This is a genomic window from Pedobacter nutrimenti, from assembly GCF_003208655.1.
Lineage (GTDB): Bacteria > Bacteroidota > Bacteroidia > Sphingobacteriales > Sphingobacteriaceae > Pedobacter > Pedobacter nutrimenti.
Genome location: NZ_QKLU01000005.1, coordinates 310250 through 326449 on the forward strand (window position 1 = coordinate 310250; position 16200 = coordinate 326449).

At 41.7% G+C, this 16200-nt stretch carries 13 protein-coding genes and 1 other RNA gene; 8 read left to right on the plus strand and 6 right to left on the minus strand.

Going from position 1 to position 16200, the window contains the following annotated elements:
* Positions 1–62: 62 nt before the first annotated feature.
* On the plus strand, positions 63–2762 hold the full coding sequence (gene alaS, locus B0O44_RS16245; protein WP_110832777.1) for an alanine--tRNA ligase: 2700 nt from the start codon (positions 63–65) through the stop codon (positions 2760–2762).
* A gap of 118 nt (positions 2763–2880) precedes the next feature.
* A complete protein-coding gene (locus B0O44_RS16250) occupies positions 2881–3864 on the plus strand; it encodes an energy transducer TonB (RefSeq protein WP_110832780.1) in 984 nt (327 codons plus the stop codon).
* Positions 3865–3918: 54 nt separating this feature from the next.
* On the opposite strand, the gene B0O44_RS16255 is transcribed toward B0O44_RS16250, so the two are convergent.
* Positions 3919–5055: a histidine decarboxylase gene (locus B0O44_RS16255; RefSeq protein WP_110832782.1), complete on the minus strand. Its 1137-nt coding sequence runs from the start codon at positions 5053–5055 to the stop codon at positions 3919–3921.
* Positions 5056–5237: 182 nt separating this feature from the next.
* Between B0O44_RS16255 and B0O44_RS16260 the strand changes: the two genes are divergently transcribed.
* Positions 5238–6299, plus strand: a complete 1062-nt coding sequence (locus B0O44_RS16260) for a FecR family protein (protein ID WP_110832784.1) — start codon at positions 5238–5240, stop codon at positions 6297–6299.
* A gap of 8 nt (positions 6300–6307) precedes the next feature.
* On the opposite strand, the gene B0O44_RS16265 is transcribed toward B0O44_RS16260, so the two are convergent.
* Both B0O44_RS16265 and B0O44_RS16270 read right to left on the minus strand, forming a co-directional pair.
* Complete coding sequence (locus B0O44_RS16265) at positions 6308–6652, minus strand: TfoX/Sxy family protein (protein ID WP_110832787.1); 345 nt, start codon at positions 6650–6652, stop codon at positions 6308–6310.
* A 560-nt stretch (positions 6653–7212) separates the two neighbouring features.
* Positions 7213–7710 carry a hypothetical protein gene (locus tag B0O44_RS16270; protein ID WP_110832789.1) on the minus strand — a complete coding sequence of 166 codons (498 nt, stop codon included), beginning with the start codon at positions 7708–7710 and terminating at the stop codon, positions 7213–7215.
* Positions 7711–7901: 191 nt separating this feature from the next.
* On the opposite strand from B0O44_RS16270, the gene gatB reads away from it, so the two are divergent.
* The 5 genes from gatB (at position 7902) to B0O44_RS16295 (ending at position 13842) form a co-directional block, all read left to right on the plus strand.
* Positions 7902–9365: an Asp-tRNA(Asn)/Glu-tRNA(Gln) amidotransferase subunit GatB gene (gatB, locus tag B0O44_RS16275; RefSeq protein WP_110832791.1), complete on the plus strand. Its 1464-nt coding sequence runs from the start codon at positions 7902–7904 to the stop codon at positions 9363–9365.
* A gap of 18 nt (positions 9366–9383) precedes the next feature.
* The gene (locus B0O44_RS16280; protein ID WP_110832793.1) at positions 9384–10496 is read left to right on the plus strand and encodes a TlpA disulfide reductase family protein; all 1113 of its coding nucleotides are present in this window, start codon (positions 9384–9386) and stop codon (positions 10494–10496) included.
* A gap of 105 nt (positions 10497–10601) precedes the next feature.
* Entirely contained in the window at positions 10602–11291 is a 690-nt protein-coding gene (locus tag B0O44_RS16285; RefSeq protein WP_110832796.1) for a response regulator transcription factor, read from the plus strand.
* A 29-nt stretch (positions 11292–11320) separates the two neighbouring features.
* Positions 11321–12043: an RluA family pseudouridine synthase gene (locus B0O44_RS16290; RefSeq protein WP_110832798.1), complete on the plus strand. Its 723-nt coding sequence runs from the start codon at positions 11321–11323 to the stop codon at positions 12041–12043.
* A gap of 11 nt (positions 12044–12054) precedes the next feature.
* A complete protein-coding gene (locus B0O44_RS16295; protein WP_110832800.1) occupies positions 12055–13842 on the plus strand; it encodes a chloride channel protein in 1788 nt (595 codons plus the stop codon).
* Between the two features lie 34 nt (positions 13843–13876).
* Here the strand turns inward: B0O44_RS16295 and B0O44_RS16300 are convergent, their stop codons facing one another.
* The 3 genes from B0O44_RS16300 to B0O44_RS16310 form a co-directional block, all read right to left on the minus strand.
* Entirely contained in the window at positions 13877–15280 is a 1404-nt protein-coding gene (locus tag B0O44_RS16300; RefSeq protein ID WP_110832802.1) for a sigma-54-dependent transcriptional regulator, read from the minus strand.
* 70 nt (positions 15281–15350) lie between these two features.
* Positions 15351–15723, minus strand: an RNA gene (gene rnpB, locus B0O44_RS16305) — RNase P RNA component class A.
* 53 nt (positions 15724–15776) lie between these two features.
* Complete coding sequence (locus B0O44_RS16310; protein WP_110832806.1) at positions 15777–16199, minus strand: c-type cytochrome; 423 nt, start codon at positions 16197–16199, stop codon at positions 15777–15779.
* Between the last annotated feature and the right edge of the window lies 1 nt (position 16200).

The window sequence follows — 16200 nt, forward strand, 5'->3', positions numbered from 1 at the left end:
AAAGGGATTTTAGTAGAATACCGCAATAAAATTTTAATTTTGTTGCATCATAAACTAGAAGGATGACAGCAAAAGAAATCAGAAACGCTTATTTAAAATTTTTCGAATCTAAACAGCACCATATTGTTCCCTCTGCACCCATAGTGGTCAAGAATGACCCTACACTAATGTTTACCAATGCGGGAATGAACCAGTTTAAGGATTTGTTTTTAGGTGAGGCCCCGGTAAAATACAAAAGGGTTGCCGATACTCAGCGTTGTCTTCGTGTTTCAGGTAAACATAATGACCTGGAAGAAGTAGGGATTGATACCTATCACCATACGATGTTTGAAATGTTGGGGAATTGGAGTTTTGGAGATTATTTCAAAAAAGAGGCCATTGCCTGGAGCTGGGAGTTGCTGACAGAAGTTTACAAAATACCAAAGGATAAATTATACGTCTCTATTTTTGAAGGAGATGAAAAAGAGGGCTTGCCCCGGGATACTGAAGCATTTGAAATCTGGAAGCAATTTGTACCCGAAGACCGTATTATACTGGGCAACAAAAAAGATAATTTTTGGGAAATGGGCGATACCGGACCATGCGGGCCATGCTCTGAAATTCATGTAGACTGCAGAACAGAAGCAGAAAGAAACGCGGTTTCAGGAAAAGAACTGGTCAATGCAGACCACCCTCAGGTCATTGAAATATGGAACAACGTGTTTATGCAGTTTAACCGTTTAAAAGATGGTTCACTGCAACAATTGCCTGCAAAACACGTAGATACCGGAATGGGTTTTGAACGTCTGGTGAGGGTTTTACAGGGTAAAGCTTCCAATTACGATACAGATGTTTTTCAGCCCCTGATCCAGTTTATTTCCAAAAAAGCAGGAATTGCTTACGGAGTGGCTGAACAGACAGACATCGCCATGCGGGTTATGGCCGATCACATCCGTGCAATTTCTTTTGTCATTGCCGACGGACAATTGCCATCCAACAACAAGGCCGGTTATGTAATCCGAAGGATCCTGCGCCGCGCGGTGCGTTATGCCTATACTTTTTTGGATTTGAAAGAACCTTTTTTGAACCAGCTGGTGCCAGTTCTGGCCGAACAGTTCAAAGGCGTGTTTGATGAACTTCAGGCGCAGCAGGATTTTGTGCAGAAAGTGGTCCTGGAAGAAGAAGTCTCCTTTTTAAGGACCCTGGCGACCGGCATTCAGCGTTTTGAAAATTATACTAAAAAACAGGGAGAAGCGCTGATGGCAGAAAACGCCATTGAGCTGGAAAAATCTTTTGAAGATGCCTGGGTATACAGCATATTAAAGGATCAGATGTTGATTTCAGGGGAATTTGCCTTTGAACTGCAGGATACTTATGGTTTTCCTATTGACCTTACCGAACTGATGGCCAGGGAAAAACGCTGGAGCATTGATATGGCTGGCTATAATAAAGAGCTTTCCAAACAAAAGGACAGGTCCAGGGCTGCAACGGCCATCGATACCGGTGACTGGGTAGCTGTTCATCCTGATCTGGAAACCGAATTTGTGGGTTACGATGATTTTGAAGTACCCACAAAAATCATCAAATACCGTAAAGTAAGTGCTAAAGGCAAAGAACAATACCAAATTGTATTAAGTAAAACCCCTTTTTATGCAGAAAGTGGTGGTCAGGTAGGTGATACAGGCCGTATTGAAGACCACAGCCGTTTGTTTTTTGTAGAAGTAACCGATACCAAAAAAGAGAACGGGGTCACCGTACATTATACCGATACCCTTCCCGAGGACCTGGAAGGAGATATGTGGGCAGTTATTGATGAAGATAAGCGCTTATTGTCGCAAGACAACCATTCTGCAACGCATTTACTGCATGCAGCCCTGAAAAAGGTACTTGGAAACCACGTCAATCAGAAAGGCTCACTGGTCAATCCAGACTATTTGCGTTTTGATTTTTCGCATTTTGCGAAAATCAGCGAAGAAGATCTTGCCAAAATAGAACACCTGGTGAACCAGAAAGTAAGGGAAAATATACCGCTTAAGGAAGAAAGGGATGTGCCTTATGAACAAGCCATTTCCAGTGGAGTGACCGCTTTGTTTGGAGAAAAATATGGCGATTTTGTTCGGGTGATCACTTTTGATGATCATTATTCCAAGGAGCTTTGTGGTGGTACCCATGTGCAGGCCACCGGTCAGATCGGATATTTTAAAATCATTTCTGAAAGTGCGGTTGCAGCGGGGGTAAGAAGGATTGAAGCCATTACAGCAGATAAAGCAGAAGCATTTATCCTGGAGCAAAACAGGGAACTGAGCGAATTGCGTGCGCTACTAAAAGGAAACAAAGATCTTAACGCTGCGGTGTCCGCACTGATAGAGGAAAATTCAAGATTGAAGAAGGAAGCTGAAAAATCCATTGTAGAGCAGGCGGCCAATTTGAAACATGAAATCGTGCATCACCTGAAAACGATTAATGGAATTAACCTGATTGCAGTGCATGTGGACCTTCCAAGCGCTGATGCGGTGAAAAACCTTGCTTTTGCCCTGAAGGATATGGTCGATGACCTGTTTCTGGTTTTTACAACTTTAATAGAAGATAAACCTGGAATTACAGTAATGCTTTCCGAAAATCTGGTGAAAGGCAAAGGCCTGAATGCATCGAATATAGTCAGGGAACTGGCCAAAGATATACAAGGCGGAGGGGGAGGGCAACCTTTCTATGCAACTGCCGGCGGTAAAAATAAAGACGGACTTGCCGCTGTGCTGAAAAAAGCTGAGACATTGGTCCCTTAAGGTTTCCATAATATAAAAAAACCGCATATCCCTTAAAAGATATGCGGTTTTTTTATATTTTGTTAAATATTTATTGATATAAGGAAAATACATTTGTATTGGATAAAGCCAGTTTCTTATGAAAAAAACACTCAGTTTATTGTTATTGCTGTTTTTGATGAATACCGTGAGGGCACAGCGGCAGAATACTTATTTTTTTAAAAATAATGGCCGCCAGGTTACATTAAGGGACAGTGCCGATTTTATCCGGATTATCCAGGAACCTGATCCAGGTTCCACTCATTTTAAGTTGAAAGAATATTATACGGATGGAACAGAAAAGGTCGCGGGTTATATTTCCAGAATTTTCCCTCTGGTCTATGAAGGAAGTTACCGGACTTTTAACCAACAGGGGAAAAGAATGGATTCTGTTTATTATTTGCATGGAAAAATAACCGGACAGGCTTCATATTATTACCCAGATGGGCAGTTGCGTGAATTGCGGGAATATCCAGCCCCCCAAGTCGAAAGTAATTCTGGTCAGGAAATGGCACCTCCGCCAAAGTCAAAATTAATATACTGGGCAGACTCAACAGGAAAGGTATTGGTTAGGGCCGGAAATGGTTATTTTATAAAAACTTACCAAAAAGGAGAAAAGGATGAATTTACAGTTGAAGGACAGTATGCAAACGGATATAAGACTGGGGAATGGAAGATGAAAAGTCTTTCTGGAAATGACCAGTATAAGGAATTTTTTGAGGATGGAAAAATGCAGAAGGGGGAACGGGTTAAAGACGGAAATACCTATGTGTACACGCAAGAGACAGAAAAACCTGAATTTGAAAGCGGATTAAAAGACTTATACAAATACATTGGCAAAGGATTGAGGTATCCGGCTGATGCGGTAGAAAAAGGAATTAGCGGAACGGTTGGGTTAAGTTTTGTGGTGGAAAAAGACGGACAGGTTACGGATCTGCTTGTGAGCAATTCGGTTTACCCTTCCTTAGATCAGGAAGCATTTCGAATCCTAAAAAACTGTCCCAAGTGGAAGCCGGGCAAAGAACATGGGATACCGGTAAGGGTCAGGTACAACCTGCCGGTTACTTTCTCCTTTGGCCGATAAGCGGCCCGGGAAAAACCAGCTGGCTGATCTTTCCCGGGTAAAACTTTAGTCGGCCTATGTAGTCAGTTCGAACTGGCTCTCTCTGATTTCCTGCAGCAACTGGTCAATCTGGTTTTTGCCTATATTTGGCATACAGATGATATGAGAAGAACCCGATTCTGCTGCCAGCTGCCATTTTTTTCGGATGGCAGCAGCAGGTTCAGGAAAGTTCACTGTAATTGAATTGGGGTTTCTCCAGGCTGGTATTCCCATTTCATGTAATTTTTCTTCTGCATAACGGGCAGTGTCCAGGCAATGTAAGGCCCTTTGTTTTAAGCCTTCCATACCAAGCTTTTTGATGGTATACCAAAGAAATAAAGGACTGTGCCCATTTCTGGAACCGGAAATGGTGGTGTCCATACTGCCTATGTAAGCCACTGAACGGGCAATTCTGTCGCGGTTAGATTTTTTAACCACGACAACCCCGCAAGGCATAGGAGTTCCCATAAATTTATGACCGCTAATGGCAATACTGTCTGCGCCATCGGCGAAATCAAAAGCAGGACGGGGTTCCAAAAAAGCACTGTAGCTTCCTGAAAGAGCACCGTCTGCATGAATGTAATAATGTTTAATGGCCAGTTTTTTAAGAATAGCTTTAATCCTTCCAATATCATCCCTTGCTTCGGTCATGGTGGTGCCTATGTTTGCCATAATAATTACTGGCAGCTGACGGTTCATTCGAATGGTATTTTCAAGGTCTTCATAATCCATTTCTCCGTTGGTCTGGGTACTGATGGTGATGTTTTCCATATTCAGCAAATGAAGATTTTTCTGTACGCTGTAATGGGTGGCTTCGGAATAGTAAACCATTCCTTTTGGATGGAGTTCTCTGGCCAGATAGAGGCCATATAAATTGCCCTCAGAGCCCCCATTGGTTACATATCCCCACCAGTTGTCTTTTTCTGCCCTGAACAGTTCAGCAAAAAATTCCACAACCTCTTTTTCGAGCGCTCTGGAACCCACGGCATAGGTGGATGGCACAAATGGATCGCCAAGGTTGTTCATCGGGTATTTCAGAAAGGGCAATAAACTGGTGTAGTCAAAATCTTTGGAGACCGGATAACCCATAAATAACTCCGTATTGTGTTTAACTTCTTCCAGCAAGACTGCTAACCGCTGATTTTCATCTTCAGATAGAGAATATGATTTCATTTTACGTAAATTTAATCCTCAAAGCTAGTTAAATCAGAATGATATATTGTTTTTGCTTTTAAAATAAGTATATTATTTTTTATATTTATTTTATTCGAAATATTTATTTGTTTTTAGCGCTAAAATCCAGGTAGGTAAAGAAGAAAATTTGTTTATTTTTGGACAAATAAAAAAAATCAGAAGTGCAGGAAGAGTTTAATGAAGAAAACCCGGGGGCACCGCTACCCCCTTTTTACAAGCGCTGGTCTTTCAGGTATCTGCTGATTGCCTGTCTGGCCCTGCTGGCTACAGCCATCGGTGCGGCTTTTTATAAAAACCACCCTGATCTTGATAACATATCCTATACTGCAGATACAGATTTTAAAGCTGGCGGGCCCAAAGCGACACTCATTCTTGGCAATGGGTTTAAAATTTCTTTAACAGCCCAATCCAGGGGAGAAATTGATGTACAACAGGGTGTCCGGATCCGTCAAATCAATGGAGAATTGATCTATGAGCTGAATAGGGGTTTATCTGATGCCGATACTTCCCGGCAGGTTACAGAAACTTCTGCTGTAGCCGATAATGAAATTTTTACCCCAAGGGGAGGGACCTATAAACTGGTTCTTGCAGATGGAACAAAAGTATGGCTTAATGCGGCTTCCAGTTTGCGTTATCCCGCGAAATTTTCGGATACGGCCAGAATTGTAGAGCTTAAGGGAGAAGCTTATTTTGAAATTGCAAAAACAGGCCATAGCCCCTTTAAAGTGAAAGTGGCTAAACAGATTATTGAAGCAGAAAATGCAAATTTTAACATCAGCACTTATGCGGATGACCATTTTTCCAGCATTACCCTGGTCAGTGGCCAGGCACGGTTGATGTCTCCTGAAAAATTAGAAGAATTTAGGGCGCAGGGACTTGAAAAACGTATTGTTCTTGAGCCCGGGGAACAGGCGGTCCTGGATCAGAAAGGTTTGAAGCTGGAAAAAGTTCATCCAGAAGAAGCGGTCAGCTGGAAAAACGGATATTTTCAATTTAATAACGCTTCCCTTAAAAATGTTATGCGACAGATGTCAAGGTGGTATGACGCAGATGTAATTTATGAAGGTGAGGTGCCGGACCTGAAATTCAGTGGGGAAGTGAGAAGAGAGGCCAGTGCATCTACATTTTTAGAAATGATGGCTTATTTGAAACTGAGGTTTAAGATCAGAAAAATGGAGGATGGACGAAGAGAGGTGGTGGTCAGACCGGCAAAAAGTAAATGACCTGGTGATCAGGCCTTTTTGTTTTTCACAATTTTATTTTCCTGATGGAAGTTTAAAGCCAAGGTTATCCAGTACTGAAGGTCATGACTGGTTTTAACTTCTATGGTATCTACATAGACAAAATCTTTCATCACCTTTCCTCTGCTGATCATTTGCCTGCAACTGTCGTTCTGTAGTTCAAGCTCAGCCTGACTTTTTCCTATTCTGCACAACAGATCGTTTTCGCGGATGCAGACCAGCATTTTTTCCTCAAGCATAAAACAAAGTCCGCCAAACATTCTTTTTTCTTCACAATCTCTCAGTTCGAATAATGCTTCCCGGATGCGGTTTGCAAATAATTCATCGTAGGCCATATTTTTTACGTCTAAGGATAAAGGTCATCAAATGAGGCTGGTTAGATCCATGTATTTTACCAAAAAGGAAACAGGGATGAACGTTGGGCGTCATCCCTGTTTAAAGATGGTTAATCCACCACAGATCAACCTAAACCAAACAAACTGCAACTATAACGCAGCACATTGCAAAAAAGTTTGCGATAATTTAAAATAATTTTTAATTAATTGATTTTCAAATAATTATTTTTTGGTGAAAGCCATTTTTATTTTATAGAAGGCCACTTCAATGCTTAGAACAGTAGAAAAGAGGCAATCTATACCCAGCGGAATAATGCTTTTATCAGGTATGTGGAATGGTTTAAAAATAACAATGTACTTATTGTAAAATAACCAGGTGATCATTAGATAATAACAATATAAACGACCCTGTTATCACCCTGTTAAGACCCTGTTAGCACCTAGTGACCACCTGGTTATTTTAAAAAAGAAATTAACCTGTTTAGTGCTTTGTTTACCGGAGGTATTTTATGGATAGGACATAAAAAAAGCATCCCTAGGGATGCTTTTTTGTTTACAGCTTAATCACGGTCCCGACCGCGGCCCCAGCCGCGTCCATTGTCATGGCCCCTGTCGTGTCTTTCCTGTTTTTCCCAACGACGTTGTTCCTTTTCGTATCTTTTATATTCGTGTTTGTCATAATCCCGGTAAACCACCCGTTGAGGTCTGTTGTATACATAATTTGTTGCATAGCGGGTTCTGTAAACATCATGTCTTAAATAAGGACGGTCACCGTTGATTACAATTTTCCGGCCCCCATATAGGTCGTATCCTCTGTACATGGAAGGGAGGGAGCGTGCATGGATCCACCTGCTTCCGCTTAGGTAAATAAACTGGCGGGTGGGTACATAATAATAGCTTTGTACTTCCGGTAAATAGTAATAATCCACGTGATTGTAACCCCTTGGTCCCCAGTCCGGCTGTGAACCGATATTGATACTCAGGCTAACCTGTGCCTTGGCTGGGACTGCAGCTACTGCAGCAAAACCAAGCAATGCGAATACGATTAATTTTTTCATAACCTTGTTTATTATTTGTGTGTATATAAAGAGATTCAAAGTTTATGCCAAGAATGTTAATCAGAAGATCAGCTTAGTGTAACTATTTTATATAAGTCGGCTCATACCACTATTTTGGTTATATTTGCTGGTATAGATTTAAATTTCATCATGAGCTATAAATGATGTTGTATAATAAATTGATGCGATAAATGAGTACGATCAATGCAGTTTCCCCTTCAGAATATGAACTGGTATCAGGTTTAGAGATCCACGTACAGCTTAACACAAAGACCAAAATCTTTTCATCAGACAGTGCTGCTTTTGGAGCAGCACCCAATCATCATATTTCTGCAGTTTCCCTGGCTTTGCCGGGTGCATTGCCAAAACTCAATAAACAAGTTGTGGAGAAAGCCGTCAGAATGGGGCTTGCTTTAAACTGCCGGATCAATCAGGTGAACTATTTTGACCGTAAAAATTATTTTTATGCGGACCTGCCCAAAGGTTATCAGATTACGCAGGACAACCAGCCCATTTGCCGGGAAGGTTTTGTGGAACTGACCCTGGGCGATGGCAGTCTGAAACGGATTGGCATTAACCGGATCCACCTGGAGGAAGATGCAGGGAAAAGCCTGCATGACCAGCATGATGATTATTCTTTTGTTGACCTGAACCGCGCCGGAGTTCCTTTGATTGAAATTGTAACTGAACCCGATATACGCAGTGCTGAAGAGGCCGCTGCTTTGCTTACAGAAATCAGAAAACTGGTCAGGCATCTCGGTGTAAGTGATGGAAATATGGAAGAGGGAAGTCTTCGTTGTGATGCAAATATCTCTATCCGCCGCAAAGGGCAGCAGCAATTTGGGACCAGATGTGAAGTGAAAAACCTCAATTCCATCAGAAACGTACGCCGGGCAATGGAATTTGAATTTAAACGCCAGCTGGAACTGGTTGAAAAGGGCGGGGAAATTGTACAAAGCACTTTGAATTTTGATGCGGAAAAGGGGAGTACTTCACCCATGCGCAGTAAAGAAGAAGCAAACGATTACCGTTATTTTCCGGACCCCGATCTGGCGCCAATTGTCATTTCAGATCAGTGGTTAAAAGAACTACAGTTGTCCATGCCCGCTTTACCAGCCCAGATCAGTAAAAATCTGATGGCCGAATATGGAATTAACGCATCCGAGGCTGCAGTATTTGCTGAAGACACTGAACTGCTTGCTTATTTTAATCAGGCCTCAGGTCTGACCAGACAAAAGAAAAGCCTGATCAACTGGTTGATTGGACCGGTCAGGTCTTTGCTGAACGAAAAAGGAATCGAAATCGGTGCTTATAAACTAACGCCCCCGCAACTGGCCGCGGTGATCAATTTAACGGATGATAAAAAAATCAGTCAGCAGGTTGCCCTGCAGCAGTTGTTGCCTTTACTCGAAGAAAAAGAAGGTGCAGATGTGCTGGAATTGGCAAAAGCATTTAATTTACTGATTGAAGATAATGAAGATGAACTGGGGCTTTTTGTAGATCAGGTACTTCAAAAATATGAAGCTCAGGTAACAGCTTACCGGAATGGAAAAAAAGGTGTGTTGGGTTTGTTTGTAGGGGAGGTGATGAAAATGGCCAAAGGAAAAGCAGATCCGCAAAAAGTAAATACGCTTGTTTTGGAAAAATTAAGTTAAACATAAATGTACCATCATATGATTAAGAAATTAGGTTATGTATTGCTGGCCGGTATGGCTTTTACAGCATGTAAGGACAGTAGTAAATTTGTAATCAACGGAACCATTAAAAATGGTGCTGCGCAGAGCAAAGTCTATCTTTTTGGTTTGGATAAAGCAAATCCTGTGGCTTTGGATTCTACTGTACTGTCCGATAAAGGGGCTTTTAAATTTAATCATGCCAGTCCTGAGGTGAATTTTTACAAAATTACTGCAGGAAACAATGAGTATATGATTATTGCCAAAAATGGTGATGACATTAAACTGGATGCAGATCTTGGGGACAAAACCATGCACTATAGCATTTCCGGTGCAGAAGAAGCCGACAAGCTGGAAGGACTGAATGCCATTAAAAATAAGTATATGTCCAGGATTGCAGCGGTTCAAAAGAAATTTGACGATATGGTTTCCAAGGAGCCTGCAAAAAGAGAAGCCATTATGGAAAGCTTAAGGCCGGAATATATGAAAGAAGTAGAAGAGCTCAACCAGGAAATTCTGAAATTTGCCCAGGCCAATACCAGTTCACTGGCTGGATTTTATGCAATTAATTTGTTAAGCCCACCTTCTGAATATGAAAAAGAACTGGTGGCCTTTGCGGATCAGATTAAAGGAAATTTTAAAAATACACCTGCTGTACAGGACTTTTTGAGCCGTATGGCAAAATTGAAATCGGTACAGGTAGGGCAACCGGCACCCGCTTTTACCATGAACAGTATTGATGGAAAAAAAATAAGCCTTGCCGATTTTAAAGGAAAATATGTGCTGCTTGATTTTTGGGCGTCCTGGTGCCGGCCCTGCAGATTGGAAAATCCAAATGTAGTGAAGGCTTATAATACCTATAAGGACAAGAACTTTACCATTTTGGGAATTTCCCTGGATAAGGACCCTGTAGCTTGGAAACAAGCGGTAGCAGCCGATCACCTGACCTGGAACCATGGCAGTGAATTACAGGATTTTGAAGGCCCGACAGTAAGGAATTATCAGATTGAGGCTATTCCAAGTTCTTTCCTGGTGGATCCTAAGGGAAATATCATTGCCAAAAACCTGCGAGGCAAGGAATTGGAAGATTTCTTAAATAAAACTTTACGCTAATCCTAAATTCATGTTAAAATAGATGGTCTGCTTAACAATTTGTTAACTTATGTTTAACTTTATAGTGCATTTGATTAGCTATTTTCGTAACAAATAATTAAAGATATGAGCACTGCCAAGCAAAAGATACTTATTGTTGATGATGAACCAGATATACTCGAATTGGTAGAGTATAACCTTAAAAAAGAGGGCTATCAGGTTTTTATAGCAAGTAACGGACAGGATGGGATCTCGGTTGCGAGAAAAGTTCATCCTGATCTGATCATTCTGGACATCATGATGCCCAAAATGGATGGTATTGAGGCTTGTCGCCTGATGCGCGCTATACCGGAGTTTAAAAATACTTTTATGGTTTTTTTAACTGCCAGAAGTGAAGAATATTCCGAAATAGCAGGTTTTAATGTAGGTGCAGATGATTACATCGCAAAACCAATTAAACCAAGGGCCCTGGTGAGCAGGATCAATGCAATTTTGAGAAGAAATGTAAGCAGTGATGAAGTTTCTGAAAACAAAGTAGAAATAGGCGATCTGGTGATCGACAGGGAAGCTTATCTGGTGTACCAGGGTGGCGAAAAAGTTGTTTTGGCGAAAAAAGAATTTGAATTGCTGTACCTGTTGGCCTCCAAACCGGGTAAAGTATATACCAGGGAGTCCATCCTTAAAAACATCTGGGAAGATTCTGTGGTGGTGACCAACCGCACTATTGATGTACACATCCGCAAACTGAGGGAAAAACTGGGTGAGAATTATGTCTCTACTGTGAAGGGAGTAGGCTATAAATTCGAACTTTCTTAGTACTTTTGTGCTCAAGAAACCCATTATCATTGAAATATCCTTCTTTTAAAGATCTTATACTATTTGAAAACGATGATTTTATCGTTGTAAATAAACCTCCGTTTGTTGCATCTCTGGATGAACGCGGAGGTTCAGGTGAAGTAAATATTCTTCGTTTGGCCAAACAATACGCAGGTGATGCCCAGGTTTGTCACCGCCTGGATAAAGAAACCAGCGGCGCAATTATTATCGCTAAAAATCCGGAAGCCTATCGGCATGCCTCAATGCAGTTTGAACGCAGAAAAGTCAGTAAAACTTATCATGCCCTTGTAGATGGTCAGTTTGTGTTTAATGACCTGCTGGTGGATTTACCAATTCTAAATGACGGCAATAAAAATGTAACCATAGACCGTCAGGAAGGCAAGCGTGCGGAAACCTATTTTAATTCTATTAAATACTACAAGCATTATACCCTGGTGGAGTGTAAGCCCATTACAGGAAGAATGCACCAGATCCGGATCCACCTGGCCACACAGCGTGCCTCTATTTCCGGTGACATCATGTACCGTGGAAAACCGGTGTTTTTGTCGAGCCTAAAAAAAGGCTACCGGTTGGCAAAAGATGAAGAAGAACAACCGGTTATGAAACGTTTTGCCCTGCATGCCAGGCACCTTGTTTTTAAAGGACTCGATGAGCAGGATATTGTAATTGAAGCCCCATACCCAAAAGATTTTGCAACGCTACTCAAGTTGTTAGATAAATTTGACAGTTAAAACCAAAAAAGATGTATGTAAGATTAGTGAACTATATTGATCGCCTCAATCAATATCGTAGGACTAAAATCTCAAACAGAAACTTTCTCGTTATTGCCGCATTAATTGTAGGCATATTGGCCGGACTGGCTGCAGCCGCCCTGAAATCAATTACCCACCACATTGAAGATTTTCTGCAAAGTGGTTTTCACTGGCATTACAAATATTATTTATACATCTTTTTTCCAATGATCGGTATTTTGCTATCGGTCTTATATGTCAGAAGGTTTATTCGCAAGGGAAAGTTTGAAACCGGACTTACCCCATTACTATTTAGCATTTCCAAAAAATCCAGCAAGGTTGAACCGCACAATATTTATTCGCAGATCATTACTGCCGCCCTTACCGTAGGCTTTGGGGGCTCTACAGGACTCGAAGCACCTATTGTGACCAGTGGTTCGGGTATTGGTTCTGCGGTAGGTCGTTTTTTAGGCTTATCGTACCGGGAAACCACGATGCTGCTCGCTTGTGGTGCCGCAGCAGGTATCGCAGGCGCTTTTAACAGCCCGATTGCCGGGATCGTTTTTGCGATAGAGATCCTGCTTCCTGAGTTCACCATTCCGGCTTTTATCCCATTGCTTCTGGCCTCGGCCACGGCAGCAGTGGTGTCAAGGTTATTTTATACCGAGCAGCTTTTTTACCTGGTTACCGAAGGCTGGAAAATGAATGCCCTGCCTTATTATGTTTTACTGGCAGCCATTATTGGTTTTTTTTCAATTTATTTTGTAAAAGTAAATTATGCGGTCAAGTCCTTTTTTTACAAGATCAAACATCCTTATAAAAAGGTGGTCCTTGGTGGGCTGGCCCTGGGCGCCCTGGTTTTTCTTTTTCCAACCCTTTACGGAGAAGGTTATGTAACCATTAAAAATTTATTGAGCGGAAATTACAATACGGTAATCCACAATAGTATTTTTTCTGAGTATTCCGATTTGCCTGTAGCCATTATTCTGTTTACGGTAATTACTGTTTTCGCAAAGTCATTTGGAACACTCATTACCCTTGGGGCAGGAGGGAATGGTGGGATCTTTGCACCGAGCCTGATTATGGGTGGGCTTTTGGGCTTTATACTTGCCTTTTCAGCCAATACCCTTGGTATAGCTCATTTGAATGTGGCCAACTTTATTGTTGCAGGAATGGCCGCTTCTTTAAGTGCCATTATGCATGCCCCTTTAACGGGGATTTTCCTGATTGCAGAAATTACCGGTGGCTATATTTTAATGGTACCACTGATGATCACTTCGGCCATTTCTTATTTTATCAGCCGCAGTGCCAATAAATATTCTATTTATACCAAACCACTTGCAGAAAGCGGGGCTTTGCTTTCTCATGAAGACAAGGATACCACAGTACTGAATATGATGAAACTCAAGTACCTGATTGAAAAAGATTACCTGGTATTGAATGAAGAAGATGTATTGTCAGAGCGGATGAATGAAATTTTACAGGCCAAAAGAAACCTCTTTCCCGTCCTTGATCAGGATCAGGTATTTATAGGCCTGATTTATATGGAAGATGTATTGAAAATTACGCTCGATCCAGAGCAGCAGGAAACCAGTGTAAAGGAATTGATGCATGCTGCACCCGGACTTGTTATGGAAGAAGATTCCCTGAAAATGGTGCTCCAAAAAATGGAAACAGAGAATGCCTGGCTGCTTCCGGTACTGACAGCTGATGGGAAATATATAGGTTTTGTATCTAAAACAGCTGTATTTAATAAATACCGTGCTTTGCTCAGCAGGCAGGCAGATTACATGGAGTAATAAAAAAGCCCCTGAATTTGGTCAGGGGCTTTTTTTATTCTGTGGTCCTTTTCAAACCGAACTTTTCTATTTTACTGTACAAGTGACTTCTTTGTATATCAATGTCATCTGCTGTTTTGGATACATTCCAGTTGTTTTTCTCGAGCTTAAACTTAATAAACTCGCGCTCTGCAAAGTCTTTGTAGTCCTGGAAATTACTAAATTTTTCATAATCAGGAGCGCTGGAATGATTGGCGGCAGTAAAGGTGGCGGCAGTTGAAGCGCCAATATTTGTACCGCCTCCGGGATTGGCAAAGGCAGTAACATCATGCTCGGTAATCACTTTATCACTTAAAATGATCAAACGTTCAATCATGTTGTGCAGTTCCCGTACGTTACCAGTCCATGGAAGGGCCTGAAGCGCAGACATGCCATTATCGCTGATTTTTTTAACCGGCATTCCGTAATCCCTGCAAATTTCTTCAAGAAAATTTTGGGCAATGACCGGAATATCTTCTGTACGTTCAGTTAAATGCGGAACGTGTATGTTAATTACATTTAAACGATGGTACAAGTCCATTCTGAAATTGCCATCTTCGATTTCTTTCAGCAGGTCTTTATTGGTTGCGGCAAGTACACGGACATTAACTTCCTGTTCTTTTTCGCCTCCTACCCGGGTAATTTTATGCTCCTGGAGTGCACGCAATACTTTTGCCTGCGCTGAAAGGCTCATATCCCCAATCTCATCGAGAAATAAGGTCCCGCCATTGGCCAGTTCAAATTTACCAATGCGTTGTTTTACCGCAGAAGTAAAAGAGCCCTTTTCATGACCGAACAATTCACTTTCAATGAGTTCCGAAGGGATTGCAGCACAATTGACTTCGATCAGCGGGCTGTCTGCCCTTTGGGATTTTTCATGCAGCCAGCGGGCAACCAGCTCTTTTCCACTTCCATTGGCGCCTGTAATCAACACCCTGGCCTCTGTAGGGGCTACCCGTTCTATGGTTTCTTTAATTTTGCTAATGGATTCTGAACTGCCCAGAATGTCCCGAGTTTTACTTGCTTTTCTTTTCAGGACTTTGGTTTCTGTAACCAGTGTTCCGCGGTCCAGTGCGTTGCGAACGGTGATCAGCAAGCGGTTTAAATCCGGTGGTTTGGAAATAAAGTCAAAAGCACCTTTTTTACTGGCCTCAATAGCAGTTTCCACTGTACCGTGACCAGATATCATAATAAAAGGAAGGTCTGGGCTATAGGCCAGGGCCTGTTCCAGGACTTCCATACCATCCATCCTGTTCATTTTGATGTCGCATAAAACGAGATCAAACTTCTTTTTCTTGATGAGTTCTAAACCGTCTACGCCATTATCAATATCCTCTACATCATAATCCTCATATTCCAGAATTTCACGTAAAGTACTTCTGATCGCCCTCTCGTCATCAATTATTAATAATTTCGCCATAGGTATACAAAATATTCTTGTTATTGGACACGAATATATTAAGTATTATTAATACTTAAGGATAAAACAAAAAAAATGCAAGCCTGTAAGCCGGGTTCTGTATTTCATTAAAGAAACTTCTATCATTAATCTACTGTAAACGTCGCCATTTACCTCTAACGACCTACCCACTAACATCGGACGAGCAGCCCTACATGCGTTAGCCTATTTGGTCTTTCAACTCCCGGGGTTTACCAATATACCTGTTGCCAGGAACATTCGTGAGCTCTTACCTCACGATTTCAACCTTACCTGTACTTAAAAGCCATCGGCGGTGTATTTTCTGTGGCACTTTCCATAATTCAGGTCTTCATTCCCAAACCTCTTCCCGTTAGGAAGCGAGATGCTCTGTGTTGCCCGGACTTTCCTCTCCGATAAATCGCAGCGATAGAACGGCTTGCATTCGGGGCGAAGATACAAAAAACTTTTTTAGGGTTTTAAGCTGTAAAAAGAGTTTCTATTTGCAGTTTTTCAGATCTGTAGCCACCTGCTCGGTTTTGTACATGCCCTGTTTGTTTCCCGAGGAATTGGTAATGTATACGATCAGCTGTGCGATGTCTATATCTGCAAGGTAGTTGAAATCGGGCATTTTCCCTTCAAACTCTTTACCAGCTACTTTAATGGTTCCGCTCAATCCGTTTTTTAAAATGCAGGCCAGGCGTGTTTTATTTTCCTTCAGGTACAGGGTATCGGTTAAAGGAGGGGCAAGTTCTCCAAGTCCTTCACCTTTGGCACCATGACAATTTTGGCAATGTTTAATGTAAAGGTCCCTGCCATTGGTATAATACATGTCCTGCTCAACCTTTTCTGCGCTTTGGCAGGAATAGATGATGGAGGCAATGGTCAGAAAGAACAAAACAGCAATAAAAGTCTTTCTCATG